The following is a 21,083-nucleotide window of genomic DNA, read 5'->3' on the forward strand; positions in this document are numbered from 1 at the left end:
TGTCTGTTCGTTCTAATAGTCAGCCGATGAGAACCTTTTGTTTTATTCAAATTTCATGGACTTTTTGATCTTTTCCCGTAACCTCCGCAATCTTGTATAAACCGTCTGCTCCGGCAGTTCCATGTGATGACTGATCTCTTTTGGTGCATATCCCATCATCTTCAGGACAATCATCTGAAGAGTTTTCTTATCAGTTGATAACAGGATCTGAAGCAGTTCTTCATTCTCCACGGTATCCAGCAGAGCTTCCACGCTCTCCGGCTGGGACTCTTTCGTTTCTTTTTCTTCCAGGAGCAGTTCCATGCAGTCCAGAAGCGAGGTCTGGTGTTCCCGGAATCTCCGCTCTGCCTTGAAATTCTCCCAGTCATACTCCCGGAGCTTTTGGATCGTCTTTTCTTCCACACCCTGTTCACGCAGGATCTTCTCTTCCTCTGCTTTCCACTGGTTCCATCTATATTCTTCTTTTGCTTTATTGTAAGCCACTTATCTTTTCCTCCGATCTGAATTTTTGTGAGATCAAATCGGAGTGTGGCGGTGCTCTGGTCCGTTCTTCCTGTCTACAGGAATGCCCGGCATCTCTGCTGTCTCCCTGCAAACACGGATCTCCTTTGCAATCATATCTTTACAAAGGCACAGTGTATCGGATGCACCTGTCAGCTAACGGTCAGAAAACTGTCAATTGACGGTCAGTTTTTATCACCTTCTTTCCAGCACAAATAAAATAAGACGAACAATCTTTTTACGGATTATTCGCCTTACTGCTGTTCGTTTTCATTATTCAATTCAAATTTGTAACCTATATCCCTGACACTGACAATGCAATTCCCGGCACCGTCTTCAACGACATTCAACTTTTTTCTCAATCGCTTTACCAGACACCAGATGATATTTTTAATATCACCAACAGAATAATCTTTCCATACAAGCTGGTAAATCTGTTCAAATGTGTATACTCTCATCGGTGTCACCGCTAATAAGTATAAAAAATTATATTCTTGTCGTGTTAAATGTAACGCTACATTATTCCAAAATACTTTATGTTTCTTATGATCCATTACAAGTTTTCCCTTATTAATCATCGTTTCGGATTGCTTTTGAGTTATTTTTTGTTTATTATTTCGTCGTGCCAATGAAAAAATCTGCAGATCTACTTCTTCTATAGTGCTATTTATATCCATTACACAATCTGCACCAGCGTATATTAATTCTTTTTTCCATGACATACACAATAAAGAGGAAGCATCCGTCAAAATAATAATTGGTATCTGCGTTATTTTTCTAATAGCAGATATAATATTACTTATGTTCTCTTTATAAAGGATCACTCCTATTATAAGCACATCATAAGAAAATAAACTCAAATTATGCAGTAAAATTTGTAGATTTTCTGCATAATCTGAGTTTACCTCATTGAATAGTTTTCGATATGATTGATTGTCAAAATATGCTAATATTTTGTATTTTGTGTCTTTCATATTTCTATTTTAAAAAAGCAACACTTTCTATTTCTTCACAGGAAAATCATCAAATGTATTGTCAATTTTTTGTGAAGCAATCTCTCTCATCGCATGCTCTTTCAGTTTTTGAAAACTTTCATCACTGACTGCATGTTCCATACGACAAGCATCAACTTCTGCAATTTGTGGATTAACTCCAACGGATATAAGTTGATGAGTAAAAAAACAATGGCGTTCGTAAATTTTTTCAGCCATATCCCGGCCAAGTTCTGTCAGGTGCAGATAATGCTTTTCATCCATTGTCAAAAAACCGCCCTCTCGCAAAGTTCCTACTGCGTAACATACGCTGGGTTTTGAAACCTCCATGTACCGGGCAACATCCACCGAACGCACCATACCGAGCTTCTTTTGAAGTACCAATACAGCTTCCAGATAGTCCTCCCCAGATGCATGAATCTTCATCTTTAGTCATCCTCAAAGGCAAAGAACTTTTGCAACCGTTCCCGGCTTATTCTGTTCCATCCATCACTCCATAGCACTTTTCCGTTTTCTATAAAGACAAAGTAATTGCAGCACTCCGCAATCAGCTCCGGGTCATGAGTAACAATAAACAAGGTTTTCCCCAACGAACTCAATTCCCGCAAATTCTCTGCCACTTTTTTCATGTGCCGATAATCCAATCCGCTTGTAGGCTCGTCAAAAACAATAACCTGTTTATCAGACGCAATCGCGCTGGCAATCGCTACCCTCTGTTTCTGTCCGCCGGACAACGACATAGGATGGGCATCTCTAAATTCTGAAATGTTCAGACTTTCCATAATACTTTCTGCCTCATGCGCCACTTTTTCTTCATCTGAATTATCCAGACTAAGCAAGATTTCATCCATTACACTTTCCGTAAAAAGTTGGTGGTTTACGTCCTGCATAACCATATAGCAGGTCTTAATTCTCTGATTTGCCATATAAGTTTTTCCATTCATGCTCATACAGCCTTTTGCGGTTTTGAGCAATCCGCATAAATTGTTAGCAAAAGTCGTTTTCCCGGCTCCATTGTTGCCGACTACTCCAACCACCGAACCTTGCGGAATCATCAAATCTGATATATCCAGCACCTTCCGCTTTTTCTTCTTACCTCCTGAAGCATTTTTATAAGAAACTTCAAAGTCCCTGATATATAGCTGCTTTGTCGCACACACTGTGCTCTGCATTTTACTAAAATCTTCAGACTGTAAAGTTCTAAGACCCAGCGCGTGCAATTCGCCTGTAGATTTCTTTTTGAAGTCGGAGATGGAAAGGTTTTCTTTTATTTGCCCGCCCTGCATATATAGAACGCGATCTGCAATATCCATCAGGTAATACAGGCGATGTTCCGCAATCACAATCGTTTTCCCCTGTGCTTTCCATTTCCGCAATACATCTTTTAATTCTCTGATTGATTTAATATCCAAATTGGAAGATGGCTCGTCCAGTACAAATATATCCGGTTCCATTGCGGAAACGGACGCACAGGCAATTTTCTGTTTTTCGCCACCGGACAGTGCAAATAAGCTCCTATTCAGTAAATCTTCGATTTTTAACGCCCCTACCGTTTTTTCTATCCGCAAATTGATTTCGTCTGCGTCGATTGCCAAATTCTCACATCCAAATGCAATTTCACTGGTAGTATCCACTGTAAAAAATTGTGTCCTTGGATTTTGAAAAACAGAACCAACCACACCAGACAAAGCATAAAGGGATACATTTTTTACATCTATCCCTTCCACAATCGTCTGCCCGGTAAGCGTTCCTTCGTAATAATGCGGGATAAGCCCATTTATTAAACGTGTGAGTGTAGTCTTTCCGCAACCGGATTCTCCGCAGATCAAAACAACCTCTCCGTCATGGATAGTCAAATTTATATTTTCGATTTTTCCTTTTGAACTGCCTTGCTCATATTGAAAGGCTACATCCTTAAACTCTATCATTTCAGCCCTCCTAAAAAAGCAGGAACACCAACAGGGCAGCAGTAACAATAATCATAAGTGCAAAATCTTTCCAATGGAAACCGATCCTACAAATGCTTGTACGCTTTTTTCCGTTTCCTAATCCTCTTGTCAAAGCTGCCGCAGACAGGTCATTCCCTATTGTTACTACAGACATCATAAGAGGGACAATTCGATATTCTAATACTGCTTGTGGATTCTTGAAAAAATTTTTCCCCGTGATTCCTCTCATACGCATAGCGTTTCCAATAGATCCCGCTTCTTCGGAAATTGTAGGGAAGAACCGGAACATAACGGAAAACGGGATAATGAATGCTTCTGGTATATGCATACGCTGCATGGCAAGGACAAATTCACTAACCTTTGTAGTCGAGAGAAGATAATAGCCCATCATGGCGCTTGGAAACCATCGTGTTCCAAATTGAGCCAGCAGCGATATTATAATTGTTCCTATTAGTCCCATATACGGAACAAGAAATATGTTCACCATCCATGAAGCAACAAAAACAATCAGATAGATGATGGCAACCTTTTTCCTACTGCCCGAAAGCAGGAGGAAAAAGGGTACCAATGCCAGAATCGGCTTTAACCAGAAACTAATACCGTCCGTTTTTCCGTCAATCATTACAATACTGAATATTACCAGCATATATAGCTTTGTTCTTGGATCAAGCCAGAAACGTCGCTCCGAATCAACTGACAGTAATAATTCTGGTTTCATTATACAATGCCCGCCTTTACAAAATGCTTCTTCAAAATTGCCTTGCCCAAATACGCGCCGATCACTCCGCCAACAAGGCCTAAAACAATGACTACCGGCAGCATCCAGTTAGCGGTAAGGCCCATAACGGCGTTGATGTATTCATCCGTACCTCCTTTGCTTCTGTACGCCTCAAAGAAAGTATCTCTCATAATCCACATAGGCAGCATGGAGCCGATTACCCATTCGGTAAACACGCAATATCCCAGCACAGTATGTTTCCAGCTTTTATATTCGCCAGCCTTGAAGATTAAATCAGCAAGAAAACCGAATACGATTCCAAACGGAATCGAAATCCAGCTTTGTCCCATCAGAAAACAGAGGACGCTGACCAGCGTACCCATAATAGTAGCCGCGCCGAATTTCCCTGTCTTTGTCAGGAACAGCATGAACGGGATGCCGCCCAGTATTCCCAGCACCAACGGAATGATAACTGCAAAGATAGGGATGTACCCCAGCATACCCGTGATAAAGAACATCACAAAGTAGATGACAGTAAAGATACCGATGTTGATAAAGTCTTTTGCGTTCAATTTTTTCTTGTCCATTGTAGGAACTCCTTTCTTTTATGCAAGGCTGTCTGCCTTGATTTTCCAACCGATAGCTTTTTCTCTCATGCCAACAAAATCCGCGTAAATACCTGCTTGTTTGATAAGCTCATCATGCGTACCTTGCTGAGAGATTTTACCACGGTCGATAACGATGATTTGATCTGCATTTTTTACAGTTTTCAACCGATGAGCAATCATAATAATTGTTTTTCCCTGTGTCAGCGCCTCAATCGCTCTCTGAAGCTCGGCTTCATTTTCGGGATCAACATTTGCTGTGGCCTCGTCAAGAATAATGATGGGCGCATCTTTCATAATCGCTCTTGCAATAGAAATCCTCTGCTTTTCACCGCCGGAAATGGTTGCACCGCTTTCTCCGATTACCGTCTGGTAACCCTCCGGTAATGCTGAGATGAAGTCATGGCACCTTGCCGCCTTTGCTGCCTTTACGACATCTTCATGGGTGGCGTTAGGGCAGCCGAATTTGATATTGTTCTCAATCGTGTCAGGGAACAGATACACATTCTGGAATACCATGCTAATATTTTTCATCAGGCTGTCCAGCTTATAATCTTTGACATCAATGCCGCCGATACGGACGCTGCCGCTGTCAACATCCCAAAAACGTGCGATTAAATTTACCAGTGTTGTTTTTCCAGAACCTGACGGACCGACAATCGCCGTTGTGGTTCCTTGTGGAATTGTGAGCGATACATGGTCGATTACTTTTTTATCCCCATAGGAAAAACTCACATCCTGCATTTCAATGTCCAGCCGGTCTGGGGTCTGTTCTTTGCCGTCAATGTCAATCTGAGGACTTTGGTTGATTTCTTCCACACGGTCAATAGAAGCATCGATCATGGAAAGCATAAAGAACATTTCTCCCGCGCTTTCCAACTGGCTATATACCATGAACGCCGATACCAAAATGATCAGACAATATGTCAATTCCAGCGTGCCGTTTATGAAAAGAGCGATAGAGCAGAAAGCAGCAGCGGCACTGGCAATCCGAAGGACAACCTGCTCGGCAGCTATATAGGGAATCCGCTGTCTTTCAATAAGCTGGTTTTTCCTCTGTGTTTCGTCAATAGATTTTTCCAGTGTAGTATTTGATTGCTTTGCCATGTGGAACGCTCGCACAACGCTCATTCCCTGTATGTATTCCAGTACAGCGTCCATAAATTCTGTTTGTGCATCTAACCGTATGGGAGATAATCTTTTGGAGCAGCGCAGGAGCATTGTGTTAATTACCATGAACAAAATTACGCCAGTAAAAAAAATCAAACTGATCTTCCAGCTAAAATAGCTCATGGCAACAGAAAAGATACTTGCGTGGATTACACCAACCAAAGTCCGTACGATAACAGCAAAGGACATGCTTTCAAGGTCGCTCATAGTCGCTGTTGAAACGGATGTGAGGTTGCCCAGACTATGGCTATTGAAATAACCCATCGGCATATATTTCATACGGTTGCCAATTTGAATCCTCTTATCCTCACACATTCGGTAGCTGCCTTCGCCTTCTTTTCCATGCGCCAGATACCAGAAAATAGCGGTGCCGATTACACTGACCAGCATAATACCGAAGGCTAAAAGCGCAGTCTGTGCGGTGATATTATCATGGACTAATCCGTCCAGCACTACTAGAAGGGCAGCAAATTGCAGAGCCTCTAAAATGCACCGTATGATTTCATAAAAGAGTCCTAAATACCAGTTTCGGCTCTGGCGGCCCGCAAATTCAAAAAATTTTCTAAAAGAATGTATCATACTGTTTTCACCTCCTTTGCACCCATATGGGCTGTCCACATCGTATGATAAAGACTGCACTCTTTTAGTAATTCCTCATGCGTTCCCTTCGCTTGGATTGTCCCATCCTTTACAACAACGATCTGGTCGGCATCCGTTATTGTGGACAAGCGGTGAGCAATTACAATCAATGTTTTTCCCTTTGTCAATCGGCTGATGGCCTCCTGTATTACCGCTTCATTTTCTGGGTCAGTATAGGAAGTTGCTTCATCAAGAATCACAACCGGGGCGTTTTTTAGCATAGCTCTGGCAATCGCAATTCTCTGGCGTTCTCCACCGGACAAGTGCCCTCCGGCACCGCCAACCACGGTTTCATATCCATGTTCAAGATTCATAATAAACTCGTGGCAGCCGGAAGCCTTTGCAATCTGCTCCACTTCGGAATCGCTTGCCTCCGGTTTGCCCATACGGATATTGTTACGCACCGTGTCGTTAAACAGATAATTATCCTGCGATACATAGGAAATTAAATCGTTCAGTTGGTCGGTAGAAATTTCTTTTACGCTTTTACCACCAATCGTAATCAATCCCCCGGTCACATCCCAAAAGGACGCGATCAATTTTGCAATCGTTGATTTTCCGCTGCCGGACGGTCCTACAAAAGCTGTAATCTTTCCTTGGGGAATTGTCAGATTAATTCCTTTCAAGACCTCTTTTTCGTCGTATGCAAAATAGACATTTTCCAGAGAAATATCAAGGTTTGGCAAATCGTATTTTCCCTCTGGCCGGACAAGTTCCGGCTGGTTTAATATCCCGTCAATCTCGCCCATTACGGTGCCTATTTTTGCAATATCATCAGTAAAGAACATCGCGGCTACAAGCGGGCCTGCAATTCCCAATGACAGGACAATAACCGTAATAAAGGTAGCGGATGACAGGGAACCATTCATGTAAAACAGGCATCCAACTGGAAGTACACTGATCAGCGCCGCAGGCCATACACTCATCATAATTGCCGAATATTTTTGTGTGTCTTTCATCCAGTCTAAAATCAGGTCTGCGTTTGCATGAACGGCATCTGTAAATTTCTGATAGGAATTATCCGCCTGATTAAACGCCTTAATAACTTCAATACCGCCGATGTATTCTACCGTTGTTGCGCTCATGTGATTTCCGGCTTTTACAACTTCCCCATACTTCTTGGGATATTCTTTCATCATTCCCATGTAGCACATCATTCCAACAGGAATGGTAATCAACGATACTAACGCCATTCTCCAGTCCAGAATGAACAGATAAATGATGATTGCGATTGGTACGAGAAGATTTGAGGTCATTTCCGGAATTACATGAGCAAGGGGAACCTCTAACTGTTCAATTCGTTCCACCATGCCATTTTTTAGCTGCCCGGACGGAGTGTTGAGAATATAGCCCATCGGCACTTTGGTAAGTTTTGAGGCAATTTTCCTCCTTGCCTCGGACAGCACTGCAAAGGTTGCTTCATGGGATGCCCTTGTGGAAATCCCCATCAATATCGCTTTTAGGACAAAGCCACCGCCGGAAATCAAACACCACATCATATAAAATGATAAATCCCGATTCCCGGAGAGCAACTCAATCGTCATTCTGGCTGTTGCAAAATAGGGAACAATGCCAAAGGCAACTCCCAACACAGCAAGAACAACAGAAATGATGTAGCCCGTCTTATGCGGTCTTGCAAACTCTACAAGCCTGCCAAATGGATTGCCGCCCTGTGACTGATTCATATAAATCCCTCCTTCTGTTAGTTTTTGCTAACTTTTATTTAAAAAAAATAAGCCGATAATCTGTCATGTGATTTACACAAACAAATTATCGGCTCTGCGTCTTAGCGTCTGGCACTACTGATAATCGTATTTTCATGTTGTCAACATCTATCAAACATTCCTGTTTGCATTTGGGACAAAATATTGGAAAGTTCTTTAGTGAAGTATCTGCTCGTATCTTTGTCCGCGTTCTGCATTTACAAAAAGGGCAGTGTATCCATCCGTTTTCGTCCACACAAAAGTCTTTTGTTTTCTGCATTTTCTTCACACCTTCTTTCCTATTTTCGATAGTATTCTTTCCAGCCATTCCCATAAAAAGAGCGCAATTCATTGATATACTTCTTTGCTTCTTCCATCGGCATGTCATGGATTACTACCTCAAAGATGCCGGAGTAAAAAGCACTGGAAACAACGTGTAAAAATCCATCTGTAATGCGTCCCTCTGCCAGAGCTTTACTTCCAGCTTGAATCAAGAATTTTTTTGTGCAGCCCGTATCCAGTTCTACTAATCCTTCTAAAAAATCCTGATAGTAGTTTTCCGGTGCTCTGGTAATCAGCAGCTTAAATTCAGAAAAATACTCATAGATATATGCAATCACACCTTCAAAACCACGATCTGAATATTCCATGATTTTTTCATTCTGCTCGTGCTCCGTCAAAGAAGAAAAACCATTTAATGACTGCCGCAACAACTCTTTCAGCCCGTTAGCTGCTGGTTCCACAAGAAATCGGAATAATCCCTCTTTATCTGAATACCGCGTATATATTGTGCTGGTGCTGACACCAGCATTTTGGGCAATCGTCCGTATTGAAGCATCCGTATAGCCTTTTTCCAAAAATTCTTCTTTTGCGCAGGCAAGAATTTTCTCGTCAAATCCTTCAACCCTGCTCGCCATCTTTCATCTCCCCTTCTTATCAAAACATTGTTTTTAAAACGTCGTATCGAAAACACTGTTTTTATTATAGCAGAGAAGATTTATTTGTCAAGAGGCTACTTTTCTCTTTCTTGACACACCTTGAAATAGATATATAAACTGTTAATCGACTATCCAAAACCTCCGCTTCAAATTGTAGTATTACTCCAACGGCAAAATAGGTATAATCGCACCTTTTCATCGGTACAATAAGGTTATTCCTTTGCATAAACCGGAACGATACAATATTATTGAGGTGAACGATTATGCCGATTGATGATTTAACTGCTTTAGGGCAGAAAATGTGGGAAGCCCGAAAGAATAAAGAACTGACACAACAAGAACTTTCTGATCTGAGCCATGTTTCTGTAAAGCAAATCGCCAATATCGAAAAAGAAAAAATGAATCCTTCCTATTTGATTTTGAGAGCATTGACAAAAGTCTTGCACATCTCTTTAGATACGCTTATAAATCCAGATATTTCTCTGGAGGATAAAGGTATCAATCAGATAAAAATGCTTTATTCCAGCTGTCCGCCGAAAATGCGTGACACCCTGTTGCATCACACCCAGGAAACGGTGAAAGAACTGACAGAATTGTCCGAGAAATTTGAAACGAATTGAGCCAGTGAGTGAAATTTAACGATTCTCTCACTGGTTCTTTTCATTTTCGGAGAAAAGAGGCAAGCACAGCAAGCGAGTACCCGCTTGCAAATTTTGAGATTCTCAGGTCCCTTACCCGAAAATTCAAAATTGCTTGTTTGGATAGTCCCAAACCCTTATGAAGAACGGAGGCGGCGTATAAGGAACGGCGGCCTTGATGTTACTCAAAACCGCCGCAGTACCCTGAAAATCCATTATGGGCGCACGAAGCTACCTGCTCTGCAACGGTTTTTTTTCTTTCCCCGTCTGGCGGGGCAGGATCGCTTGGCTTATTCGGTTTATTCTTGCTCTTGTGCGGCTGCCTCTTTCAGCCGCGAAAAGCTCTCATCGCTGATGATGTGTTCAATCCGGCAGGCGTCGGCCTCCGCAGTTTTTGGGTCAACGCCTGCGGCGATGATAAGCTGCTCGGTAAAAAAGCAATGGCGCTCGTAGATTTTTTCGGCAACCTCGCGGCCCACATTGGTCAGATGGAGAAAGTGATCTTCGTCCATTGTAAGAAAGTCGCCGTCCCGCAAGGTAGCCACTGCATGGCACACGCTGGGCTTTGACACCTCCATGTGCCGGGCCACATCTACGGAGCGTACCATACCGAGTTTCTTTTGGAGAACAAGGATGGTTTCCAGGTAGTCCTCCCCGGACGGAGTTATTACTGGCTTCACAAACTCTTTTCGTTCTTGTTCCTGCTTTTTTTGCATTTCCGCAATCGCTTCACGGACAACTAAAGAAAAAAATATAGTGCGCCCCCTTTCTTTCTAATAGATGCTTTCTAAATGTTCCTCTCTGGGCACATGAAGTTTCATGATTACACGGCCCAGCCAAGGCTTTCCTGCTGAATATGGAACAGCTTATGATACAGACCGTTCTTCTTCATCAGCTCATCGTGGGTTCCATGCTCTACCAACCGTCCATTGTCAAGGACGAGGATTTGGTCTGCATCTACAACTGTACGGAGCCGGTGAGCAATCATAATGACCGTCTTACCCTCCACCAGTTTGGCAATCGCCTTTTGAACCAGGACTTCATTTTCCGGGTCAAGGGATGCTGTTGCCTCGTCAAGCAGAATAATGGGCGCATTTTTCAGCAATGCGCGGGCGATGGAAATACGCTGGCGCTCACCGCCGGAAAGAGTGCTGCCGTTCTCACCGAGGACCGTCTGATACCCGTCCGGCATTTCCCGGATAAATTCATCACAATAGGCGGCTTTGGCCGCGGCAATTACTTGATCGTCCGTTGCGTTTGGATTGCCAAGACGGATATTGTTCATAACCGTATCATTGAACAGGGTCACATCCTGGAACACGAAGGACATATAAGACATGAGACTTTCCGGCTCCATACTCTTAATGTCTTTTCCGCCCACGGTGATCTTTCCCTGCTGAACATCCCAAAACCGGGCAATCAGTTTGGAAATCGTGCTTTTACCGGAGCCGGACGGGCCAACAAGGGCAGTCACGCTCCCCTGGGGAATTTTACAAGAAACATCTTTGATGACATCTTCCTGATTGTAGGCAAAGGTCACATGGGAAAGCTCAATATCGCAGTTCGGGACAGTTTTTCCTTCACCGTCCATCGCAGGGGTAGTGAGCAGGGTACGCATACGACTTGTGACCACATTCAAATTCAGCAGTGAGGACAGGTTCGCCAGGATCGCCAGGATCGGTCCATAAATCCGTGTGACCATCAGCAGGAACATAAGCAGAGGAAGAAGCTCAATCTGTCCTTGTGTTAGAAGAATAGCGCCAACAAAAATCGTGATACCGATGCCAGCCTGCAAAATCATACTTGCACTGGACATGAACACGCCGACAGCCATCTCCACTTTGATGGCGATTTTTTTCATTGCTAACAGAGCTTTATCCAGCGCGCTGAAATGAGAACCGGACAGCCCGCAGGACTTGATGATCTTCATGCCTTCCAAGTATTCCTGTACCTGGTCAGAAGCATCCAGCTTTGCGTCAACCTGTTTTTCAAACAGCTTCTTTTGATGGTTCCGGCTGAGCCAGATAATGAGGAAGGCAATCGGAACCGTGATAAATACGTACAAAGCAAGCCGCCAGTCAAAGAAGGCCAGCAGGATGCAGGTCAGGGTCACCGTGATGCCGTTTGCAATCAGCGGAGGGATCGTGCTGCTGAGCAGGGATTCCATGCTGCTGCAATCTGCCATCATATTTGTGGTCAGTTCAGAAAGGTCCTTGGTGTTAAAGAAATTCATCGGAAGTTTCCGCAGATGCTCCGCAATCCGAAGCCGGGTCGTGTTCGACTCTTTATATGAGGCAATATAGGTTTTGCGGTAATCGTTTTTGGCAGCCAGAAATACCAGAATGGCCGAAACAATACCCGCGCCCCACAGCATCCAGATATGGTTCCACTGAATGGAGGCGCCATTGACAAAGGGAGTCAGAATTTCACTGAAAATCATAACAGTTACACAGAACGGAAGAAGCATAGCCAAGTTCGTCAATGTGCAGGCGAAGATTGCTTTTTTCAGATCTGCGTAACCTTTGTCTGATAAAAAGAGAGCTTTTTGTAATCTGCTCATAGTTACACCGCCTTTCCGCTGATTTTCCAGCCAATCGCTTCTGTATAGTGGTTCCACATTTGCGCATAGCGTCCGCCTGCGTCCACCAGCTCGTCATGTTTTCCTTCTTCGATCAGGTGCCCTTTCTCCATGACAATAATCTTATCTGCATTGCGGATCGTGGAGAGGCGGTGTGCGATGATGATAACTGTCTTACCCTGCATCAGCTTTTCAAAAGCTTTCTGGATCAGGTATTCATTCTCCGGGTCGCTGAACGCCGTTGCCTCATCCAGCACGATGATGGGCGAGTCCTTGATAATGGCCCGCGCAATGGCAATTCGCTGGCGCTCGCCGCCAGAGAGATGGATGCCTTTGGAGCCGACCACCGTATGATACCCGTTGGGCAGTTTGGAGATGAACTCGTGGCACTGCGCCGCTTTCGCCGCCGCAATCACTTGTTCCTCACTGGCCGAAGGATTGCCCATACGGATATTATCCAAGATGCTCTGCTTGAACAGGAAAGTATCCTGGAACACAAAGCTGACATGGCGCATCAGGTCATCCTCCGCCATATCGCGCACATCTACGCCGCCGATGGTAATGCTGCCGGAAGATACGTCCCAAAACCGAGAAATCAGATTGGCAATCGTACTCTTGCCGCCGCCGGACGGACCGACAATAGCTGTGATCTGTCCCTGTTTTGCTGAGAAAGATACATTTTCCAGGGCTTTCTCGGAAACATCCCCCGTGTAGGAAAAGCTGACATCGTGGAAAGCAACATCATCCCCAACAGGTTTCTTAGGATGAGATGTTTCCGGCATTTCAGGGATGTTCAGAATTTCATCCATCCGAGCCACATTCCCATCAATCTGCATGAACGATTCGGAGATATACATGATTTTGTTCAGTACACCGGAAATTGCGGGTACAAAGAGCAGATAGAAAATGAAGGTCATGGCAAACCCGGCAAAATCATCTGACCTGGAACCGATCAAAATCCCGACAGGTACAAGGATCAGATAAACATTATTGATGATTGTGGTGAAGGCGGGCATACAGTTCTGCCAGCCCAGGGAAAATTTCAGGACCCACTCTGTATATCCGGTAATCGCTTCTTTGAGCTTTTTGAAAGAAGATGCGGTCTGGTTGAACGCCTTTACAACCGACATTCCACGAACATACTCCACAGAAGCGTTGTTCATTTCTTCCAGGGCTTTTTGATATTTCCCCATATTCTCTTTCATCTCGCCACTGCCAAAGCCAATGAACTCCGCAACAAACGCCAGAATGATACCGACCAGAGAGGCAAGACCGAACCGCCAGTCAACGGCCAGCAGGATGATGACCATGACAATGGGAGCTGTAATAGAAGCGACAAAATCCGGGAACTGATGAGCAATAAAGCCCTCTACGCTTTCAATGTTTTCATCCATGATTTTCCGCAGACGTCCGCTGCCAATCGTCAGGTGATACCCAAGTGGAATTTTCGTAATATGGTCTGCAAAGAGAACCTTCAGCTCGTACAGCGTTCCGAACGCTGCCATGTGTGAACTAAAAATAGCCAGAAAGTACAGCAGGATATTCGCCACGATCCCGGCGAGCGCCAGCCAGCCATAATTCATGACCATCCCCATATCCAACTGATCCAAGTTCGGGAAAACACCGATAATCGAGCGGATCATAAAATAGACCGCTATGTACGGGATGAACGAAGCAATGGCCGCCAGTGACGAAAGAACCGCAGCTAAGAATACAAGGCCCTTTCTGTCAGCAGCCAATTCCATGCATCGTGCCAAACCCGTCTTTGGTTTTGCCTGTTTCGACTTTGCGTTTGACATAGCATTAACCCTCCTTAAAATTGAAAGTGGTGAGGTTGGCAATCTCTAACCTCACCACTCATTTTATCAACCTTTGAAATTGCCTGCTACTCCATAACTCTGTTCCACTGCCAAAAATAGCCCAAAGATACCATGGAGTTAGTCGCAACTATATTGCCCTTAGACAATGCCTGCCTTCTGGAAATGCTTTTTGAACACGCCTTTTGCAATCAAAGCGCCGACGATGCCTGCAACGAAGGTCACAACAGCGATGATGACTACCATTGTTCCATTCATAAAGCTATGCAGCTCCGTCAGATACTCGGCGCTGACACCATTCGACGTAGACATATCATCCACATAGCCGGTCATAATGACCATAGGGAGATAGGTTCCCAGCGCAAAGAACATCATATACACGGAATAGCCAATGGTATTCAGCCAGAAGCTCTTGTAGTGGCCGATACGGGCCAGAAGCTCCGCAATTACGGCACCAGCAATAAAACCGACGGCAACCGCCCAGCCTGCGCCAATCAGAAACTCAATCAGGCCGATCACCACACCGCTCAACAGAACGCTCCCGGCCTTTGGCACTTTAGCGCGCATCAGCATATAGATAATGCCTCCAGGAATTGCAGCAATGGCGCTTCCAAACGCGAAGGTCACCACGGTAGCTGCGGAGGCAAAGATGCACACCATTACTACGGCAAAGAACAGAACCGTAAAAATGCCCAGTGTAATATAGTCCTTTGCCTTCATTTTGTCGGACACGCCGACAGCTTTTGCTTGTTCACTCATATAGATAGCCCCTTTCTATTATTGGTATATAACTAAGATGAAGTCTTTTCGTCCATGCGAATGACACGGGAACAAATCTTCATCAGTAGTTCATTGTCATGGGAAATCACCAAGATGGCTTTCCCTCTTTTGGACAGCGCACTTAAAATTCCTGCAACACTCTCCATGTTTTTGTAGTCCAAGCCGCTTGTAGGCTCATCAAAAATAAGTACCTCTGCATCCCGAAGAGCCGCAACGCCGATAGCAGTGCGCTGCTTTTGCCCACCTGATAGGGACATTGGATGCCGCTCTTTATAAATCGTCAAATTCAGCTCATCCAGAATATCGTCTATTCTCTTTTCGTCTTTATCCTTCTGGTCAGATAATACCAGCAGTAGTTCCTGGTAAACGCTATCGGTAAACAGTTGATAGTCCGGGTCCTGCATGACAAGATATGCTTTCCTGATCCGCCGTTTGCTTGGGATCATACTGTTTTGGTATAGAACTTCTCCACGGAGTTCCTTCTGCAAGCCACATAAGGTCCTGGCTAAAGTTGATTTCCCACAGCCATTTTTTCCTACCACACCAACAATTTCTCCTGGGTAGACACGAAAATTCAGGTGCTGCGCCACGGGTTTCCCTTTCTCATATCCTATCGCAAGATCTTTAACTTCGACAGCCGGGGTATCGTTTCGAGATGGCATTGTTTCGGGAAGTTCTAACCTTGCAGGCGTATAGCTTCTAAGTCCCAGCGCCTTGATTTGCTCGGTACTGAGTAAAGCAAAATCACGGGCGGACCAAGATTGTTTCAGCTTACCATGTTCCATAAGGACAATGCGGTCTGCAATCCCATTCAAGAAGTAAAGGCGATGTTCGGATACAACAATCGTTTTTCCCTGCGCCTTAATCAGCAAAAGCAGCCGCCGTAGTTCTTGGATGGCATCTGGATCCAAGTTTGAGGAAGGCTCGTCCAAGACAAAAATATCAGGATTTAATGCGTAAACGCTGGCAAAGGCTATGGTCTGCTTTTGTCCGCCGGACAAGTCAAACAGGTTGCGATCCTTTAACTTTTCAATATGTAATTCCCGGATAGTCTGTTGGTAACGGTTCAACATCACTTGATAAGGCATCCCCTTATTTTCCATACCAAACACAATCTCGCTGTCCGTATCCAGGCTGAAGAATTGACTGCGCGGATTTTGGAAAACAGAGCCTATCTTGTCTGACAAATCGTGCGGTTGGATCGTGCGGGTATCAACTCCGTCAATGAGAACCGCCCCGGACATTTCCCCTTCGTAAAAGTGGGGAATAAGCGTATTTATCAACCTGGTCACACAAGTCTTTCCACATCCAGATTCGCCAGTGAGAACAACACACTCCCCCTTTTTAATCTGCAAATTGAAATCTTGCAGATTTTCCTGTTCAGCGCCGGAATATTGAAAAGATACATGGTCAATATCAATCATCATCATATCCTCCCATATATCTGGTATTTGCAGAAAAACAGCACAACGAAGGCAACAAGAAAGAAGCACAGTACCATCCAATCTTTAGCATGAACTTTTAGCTGAATGAACGAAGTTCGTTGTGCCGGATTATCAATGCCTCGTGTCACCGCAGAAGCAGATAATTCTTCTGCAATCGAAGCAGAGCGCATCACGATGGGGATAGCGATTGCCTCCAGAATGAGCACAGGGCGCGTGAATACATTTTTCCACGAAAGTGCGATGCCTCTTAACTTCATCGCGTCATAGATATTGTGGATCTCCTCACTGAAAGTAGGAAAAAAGCGCAATACCATAGCGAATGTAATGGTAATGCTCCGAGGAATTTTTAGCGAGTACATGGCCGCAATCAATTCGCTGACTTTCGTTGTAGCGATAAAGGTTGAGGCAAAGAGTACCACGGGTATCATCACCCGAATAAACAATGTGAAGATCGACAAAATAGTTTCGATGGCCTGGGGAAGGAAGGCGCAAAGCTGCTGTATGGCCGCAATTACCACATAAAAGATAAGGTATTTCAATACAATCTTTTTCTGCCCCATCAGGCACGAAAGGATACAGATAAAGAAAAAACACACGCTGCCAAGAATGAAATCCTTCAAGCCGAACACCATAAAGTTGATAAGAATGAATAACAACAACTTTATTCGTGTGTCTATAACAAGCACAAATCACCACCTCCTAAAAATGGGTTGATGTAGTTAGACAAAGCTAACTACATCAACCCATTATACACAGTCCCTCAATTTTTTCCGCTCCATTCCTTTGAGATGATGCAGAAAATAGCCCGTTCTTCCTATTTATTTTTTCGATAGTCCTTTGGTAACATCCCATACACAGATTGAAACGCTTTAGCAAATTTGCTGGCATTGCTATATCCGAGTTCTAAAGCTATATCCCCGATTTTCATTTTATCTTCCGAGAGCCACTGGGCTGCTAAATTCATTTTGTATTTTTTGAGATACGCATAGGGTGTGTCTCCGTAGATATGAGAAAAAACCAAATGAAAAACAGAGAGGTTTAAGTGTGCTTCCTTTGCCAACTGCTCCAGAGACACTTTTTCATCCAAATGGGAAATGAGGTATTCTCGTATCGCTTTTGTGGTCTGTATCTGTTTCTTATCAAAATACTTCAAATCGCACCCGTTAATCTGTGTCAACTGATCCATGTGGTATAGTAATTCGATAGCTTTGATTTTGAAATAGCCGATTGGCTCCGTCTCAGCAGCAGAATATAATTCTGAAAACAGATGCTTCAACTGCGCTGGGGTATCACTGACATACCACCGTGTTTCAAGTCCCAGCGTTGTTCCTATTTTATCAAGGTCAATAGGGATTGTCTGCATCATCCGGCGTGTTCCATCTGAAAGCGCCTGACGGTCAATGACGAGGCTGACGCCGTAATATTTTCCCAAAGGGAAAGAAAAGGAAACCGGCAAATGCTCTGTTGCCGCAACGCTAAAATAGCCCTCTGGCAAATACGATACAGTGTGGTTAGCAAATTCACATTCATACCGGCCGGTCTGGCAGTGCGTGATCTGAATAATATCTGGATTAAACTTTTGTGTTTCCATAGACTCATCTGATTCAAAATCGAGGAAACAAAGCTGTATTCCCTCAAACAGATTATAGTTTTTTACAATTCCCCGGCCTTTGCAGCCATAATCTACGACTACACGATCATCACTTTGCGCCAGAACTTTGGCCTGCATACCGTACCAGTCTTGATTGAAACTGGCATTTCCCATTATCCTCACTCCAATCAGTTAATTATAACTTACTGATTTTATAATAACACACGCCTGGACGAAATTCAAGAAAATAGCCCGTTCATGTTTTTACGAGTCCAGATTCGGGATAATACTGGCAAGCAATGCCTGTGTTAATACACACAGGCCCGCAGATAAGAAAATCCCTTTGTGGTTTTCCTCTCCGCTTGCTTGTTGAGAGCAGCGCCCCCAAGCCCCTTTGAACACAGAATATCATTCTGTGGCTGCGCGGTCTCCGTTCCACTCCGGTCGGCACTAAGCGGACATCCCCCGGATGTCCAGTGCCTGCGAACGCTTTTGACCAGGACCAGCTTACCGCTGGCCGTGGTCTTTTTCTTTTTCAACATCCTGTTCTACCTCCATTTCCAGCACTCGATCTACATTTGCCTTTGCCGTTAAAAGCTCCCGCATTTCCTCACGGGAACGCCGGTACTCGGCATAGGTCTTTTTCTTTTCTTCCAGCAATTTCGCGTACTCCGTCTGCAACTCTTTGACCTTGGGAAGCTTCTTGACTCCCATCTCATCAAAGGCATTCTTAGCAGCCTGGTGGAGCAGAATTTCTTCCTCATGTTCTTCCCGGAATTTCTTAGAGTAACCCGCCTTGCGGTATGCCACATAGACCTCACGGGTCTTGGCATAATTTACGATGTGAGTACGCAGAACAGCGATCTCTGCCATGCGCTTTTCAGCCACTTTGATCTGCGCTGAAAGATCATTGTGATGTGCCGTGGCAGCCGCAGCCTTTTCTTCCAAAACCGCATACTCCAGCAGATTGTTCTCTGACAGGTAATTCATGGTCTGCGACATTTGTTTCAGATTAAAAACTTTAGCCCATCGAGCATAGCCAGCACCTTTTCCAGCCGGCAATTTTGCCTGAATGTCCACCAGCAGATTGACCTTCGGCGGCTCTGCCTGTGTGACTGTTTTCTTTCGCGGGGTATGTGCTTTCTTCCCTAAGAGAACTGCCCGCAAATCTCCCAATCCATATCCTTCGCCCAGACTGTCCATGCGGGCGGCTTTCTCCCAACCAGAGAGTTTCAGTCGATACGATTTTCCGCGCTTTGAAACTTCACAACCATATTCTCGCAACAGCTTCAGCAGTTCTTCAACAGAGGCAGTTGCGGCAAATAGATACGATCACTCCTTTCTCAGCGGAACTGTGTTACACGCCCTCCGTGTCTACTTCATATACATCGCAGACCTCATCAGGCTTGAGTTTTAGTCTGGCAGACAAAAATGCTTCAATATCAAAGGTATTTCGCTTGTCTGCATCAGCTGTGTATTTGAAATTAGGGTGTCTGGTAATGTCATACTTGTCTGAAAGAAACGGACGCACACCGCGCAACTGCAAGATGCACTTGCCGCCATCCATAACTGCCAGCTCGTCCTGGCTCATCAGCTCTTTTCCCAATTTCTGATAGTTGAGCGAGTGGGAGGTCTCCCGTCCCCGGCTCTCTCCGGTGTTGTAAGTGTCTATGGTCTCCTTTCCCAGAACAGCCGCCAGCTCTTTCAGCGTTGTTGGCTCTTTGCCACCCAGGAAGATGGAAGTATCCATATTGCCGATGATGGTATCGGCATTATCTTTGTAAATTGCCTTGAGCTGGCTCTGTGCCTGCAACACCAGACAGGCAGAGATTTCACGGCTTCGGATGGTGGCCACCAGCTTTTCCAGCTTCGGAATCTGCCCGATGTTGGCACACTCATCAATCAGACAGCGCACATGAACCGGAAGCCTGCCGCCATACACATCATCGGCCTTTTCACAAAGCAGGTTGAATAACTGGGTGTAGCACATGGAAATGAGAAAGTTAAAACTGTCATCCGTATCACTCATAATGAGGAACAGAGCCGTTTTTCTGTCTCCCAGCGTATCCAGTTCCAACTCATCGTAGGATGTAACCTCGCGCAGCTCCGCAATATCAAATACGACAAGACGCGCACCGCAGGAAATCAAAATCGACTTAGCGGTTTTGCCCGAAACGAGTTGTCAAGGACTTTTTAATCAAATTCACAAAAAAGCCACAAAAAAAGTGCCAGAAGCAGATTTTAGCTCCTGACACTTTTGCGGATGGGTTATTTGCTCCTGCTTAACAGTTCGTCGCAAAGGTACGCATATTCCGGCAGTTGGCCGATATAGGGTTTCCAGCGCCGCTTAATCTCGGCCAGTTCCAGCGGATCGGCGTCCTCGAAGTCATGGTCGTTTCCGGTCATTCCAAAAACATCCAGTGCTATATCATTCAAGCACTCATAACAAAGGCCAGCAGCGGACTCTATCCAGTTGCCGGTATCAATATAGACTGGGTCGATAGATATTGCCAGCCACACATAGCCGACCTTGTCCGACCAAACCAAATCATAAGCAGTCATTTGTTGGATGTGTTTCTCGAACACTTTACGGACGCGCTCAATCTCATTTTTCTCTTTTTCTGTGTACAGCATTTTCATGTCCTCCTTAGATAAAAGTTTTGGTGCGTACCACCATCAGTTTAGCACAAGGCGGCTTCGTTTATCAGTCTGTCACATCTGCTGAATTTCCTTTTTGAGCATACGCTTGATTTTATCGCTCGGGCCATGCTGGCCCGATGTTACGGCCCCACAGGTATGAAAAAACGCCCGGACAGCAGAAAGCTATTCGAGCGCAAAAACTCCAATATTCACTTACAGAATGACAATTTTCGCACCGGCTGCCAGACGGGGCCTGTTCGTTGACTGGGCTTTTTTGACGGTAGTGAAATATCGTCTGAATTTGTCGGCGGTCAATGTGCTTCATGGCGGTTCCCTCCTAAAGCCGCCGTGTCAGCGTGTAGTCGTCACTCCTTTGTCG

General features: G+C 44.7%; 19 protein-coding genes and 2 pseudogenes. 1 reads left to right on the top strand and 20 read right to left on the bottom strand.

The genetic code is table 11. The features are described from left to right. Positions 1-42 precede the first annotated feature (42 nt). The 10 genes from V9W66_RS04885 to V9W66_RS04930 all read right to left on the bottom strand — a co-directional run bounded on the left by V9W66_RS04885 (position 43) and on the right by V9W66_RS04930 (position 9,194). Positions 43-483: an ECF-type sigma factor gene (locus V9W66_RS04885; protein WP_144095524.1), complete on the bottom strand. Its 441-nt coding sequence runs from the start codon at positions 481-483 to the stop codon at positions 43-45. A gap of 272 nt (positions 484-755) precedes the next feature. Further along, positions 756-1,475 carry a winged helix-turn-helix transcriptional regulator gene (locus V9W66_RS04890; RefSeq protein ID WP_144095526.1) on the bottom strand — a complete coding sequence of 240 codons (720 nt, stop codon included), beginning with the start codon at positions 1,473-1,475 and terminating at the stop codon, positions 756-758. A gap of 27 nt (positions 1,476-1,502) precedes the next feature. Next, a complete protein-coding gene (locus V9W66_RS04895) occupies positions 1,503-1,919 on the bottom strand; it encodes a metal-dependent transcriptional regulator (RefSeq protein ID WP_144095528.1) in 417 nt (138 codons plus the stop codon). 2 nt (positions 1,920-1,921) lie between these two features. Next, positions 1,922-3,421, bottom strand: a complete 1,500-nt coding sequence (locus V9W66_RS04900) for an ABC transporter ATP-binding protein (RefSeq protein ID WP_144095530.1) — start codon at positions 3,419-3,421, stop codon at positions 1,922-1,924. A 10-nt stretch (positions 3,422-3,431) separates the two neighbouring features. Continuing rightward, positions 3,432-4,160: an energy-coupling factor transporter transmembrane component T gene (locus V9W66_RS04905; protein WP_144095532.1), complete on the bottom strand. Its 729-nt coding sequence runs from the start codon at positions 4,158-4,160 to the stop codon at positions 3,432-3,434. Then, complete coding sequence (locus tag V9W66_RS04910; RefSeq protein WP_144095534.1) at positions 4,160-4,747, bottom strand: MptD family putative ECF transporter S component; 588 nt, start codon at positions 4,745-4,747, stop codon at positions 4,160-4,162. Before V9W66_RS04910 ends, V9W66_RS04905 begins: the two co-directional genes overlap by 1 nt. 18 nt (positions 4,748-4,765) lie before the next feature. Further along, positions 4,766-6,514, bottom strand: a complete 1,749-nt coding sequence (locus V9W66_RS04915; RefSeq protein ID WP_144095536.1) for an ABC transporter ATP-binding protein — start codon at positions 6,512-6,514, stop codon at positions 4,766-4,768. Next, positions 6,511-8,259, bottom strand: a complete 1,749-nt coding sequence (locus tag V9W66_RS04920) for an ABC transporter ATP-binding protein (protein ID WP_144095538.1) — start codon at positions 8,257-8,259, stop codon at positions 6,511-6,513. The genes V9W66_RS04915 and V9W66_RS04920 overlap by 4 nt, the downstream gene beginning before the upstream one ends. Before the next feature lie 85 nt (positions 8,260-8,344). Then, entirely contained in the window at positions 8,345-8,665 is a 321-nt protein-coding gene (locus V9W66_RS04925; protein WP_334296083.1) for a cysteine-rich KTR domain-containing protein, read from the bottom strand. Continuing rightward, positions 8,577-9,194, bottom strand: a complete 618-nt coding sequence (locus tag V9W66_RS04930) for a TetR/AcrR family transcriptional regulator (protein ID WP_144095542.1) — start codon at positions 9,192-9,194, stop codon at positions 8,577-8,579. The genes V9W66_RS04925 and V9W66_RS04930 overlap by 89 nt, the downstream gene beginning before the upstream one ends. A gap of 284 nt (positions 9,195-9,478) precedes the next feature. On the opposite strand from V9W66_RS04930, the gene V9W66_RS04935 reads away from it, so the two are divergent. Further along, positions 9,479-9,835, top strand: coding sequence for a helix-turn-helix transcriptional regulator (locus V9W66_RS04935; protein ID WP_144095544.1), 357 nt, complete (start codon positions 9,479-9,481; stop codon positions 9,833-9,835). Between the two features lie 317 nt (positions 9,836-10,152). Here the strand turns inward: V9W66_RS04935 and V9W66_RS04940 are convergent, their stop codons facing one another. From V9W66_RS04940 to V9W66_RS04985, 10 genes and pseudogenes are all read right to left on the bottom strand, one after another. After that, positions 10,153-10,569, bottom strand: coding sequence for a metal-dependent transcriptional regulator (locus tag V9W66_RS04940; protein WP_144095546.1), 417 nt, complete (start codon positions 10,567-10,569; stop codon positions 10,153-10,155). 107 nt (positions 10,570-10,676) lie between these two features. Then, positions 10,677-12,413 (bottom strand): ABC transporter ATP-binding protein, encoded by a 1,737-nt coding sequence (locus V9W66_RS04945; protein WP_144095548.1) that lies wholly within the window; start codon positions 12,411-12,413, stop codon positions 10,677-10,679. A gap of 2 nt (positions 12,414-12,415) precedes the next feature. Continuing rightward, on the bottom strand, positions 12,416-14,230 hold the full coding sequence (locus V9W66_RS04950; RefSeq protein WP_144095550.1) for an ABC transporter ATP-binding protein: 1,815 nt from the start codon (positions 14,228-14,230) through the stop codon (positions 12,416-12,418). A gap of 159 nt (positions 14,231-14,389) precedes the next feature. Next, positions 14,390-15,007, bottom strand: coding sequence for an MptD family putative ECF transporter S component (locus V9W66_RS04955; RefSeq protein ID WP_058722589.1), 618 nt, complete (start codon positions 15,005-15,007; stop codon positions 14,390-14,392). A gap of 32 nt (positions 15,008-15,039) precedes the next feature. Then, positions 15,040-16,458 (bottom strand): ABC transporter ATP-binding protein, encoded by a 1,419-nt coding sequence (locus V9W66_RS04960; RefSeq protein WP_243121823.1) that lies wholly within the window; start codon positions 16,456-16,458, stop codon positions 15,040-15,042. Then, positions 16,455-17,159 (bottom strand): energy-coupling factor transporter transmembrane component T, encoded by a 705-nt coding sequence (locus V9W66_RS04965; protein ID WP_058722591.1) that lies wholly within the window; start codon positions 17,157-17,159, stop codon positions 16,455-16,457. Before V9W66_RS04965 ends, V9W66_RS04960 begins: the two co-directional genes overlap by 4 nt. A gap of 128 nt (positions 17,160-17,287) precedes the next feature. Continuing rightward, entirely contained in the window at positions 17,288-18,238 is a 951-nt protein-coding gene (locus V9W66_RS04970; RefSeq protein ID WP_058722592.1) for a helix-turn-helix domain-containing protein, read from the bottom strand. A 333-nt stretch (positions 18,239-18,571) separates the two neighbouring features. Further along, a pseudogene (locus tag V9W66_RS04975) lies at positions 18,572-19,375 on the bottom strand (relaxase/mobilization nuclease domain-containing protein); the annotation flags it as partial. A 46-nt stretch (positions 19,376-19,421) separates the two neighbouring features. Continuing rightward, positions 19,422-20,246 (bottom strand): annotated as a pseudogene (locus V9W66_RS04980) (VirD4-like conjugal transfer protein, CD1115 family); the annotation flags it as partial. Between the two features lie 86 nt (positions 20,247-20,332). Next, positions 20,333-20,698, bottom strand: coding sequence for a hypothetical protein (locus tag V9W66_RS04985; RefSeq protein WP_055195003.1), 366 nt, complete (start codon positions 20,696-20,698; stop codon positions 20,333-20,335). Between the last annotated feature and the right edge of the window lie 385 nt (positions 20,699-21,083).

The sequence above is a fragment of the Blautia massiliensis (ex Durand et al. 2017) genome, assembly GCF_051861785.1.
In the GTDB taxonomy this organism is placed as follows: Bacteria; Bacillota; Clostridia; order Lachnospirales; family Lachnospiraceae; genus Blautia_A; species Blautia_A luti_A.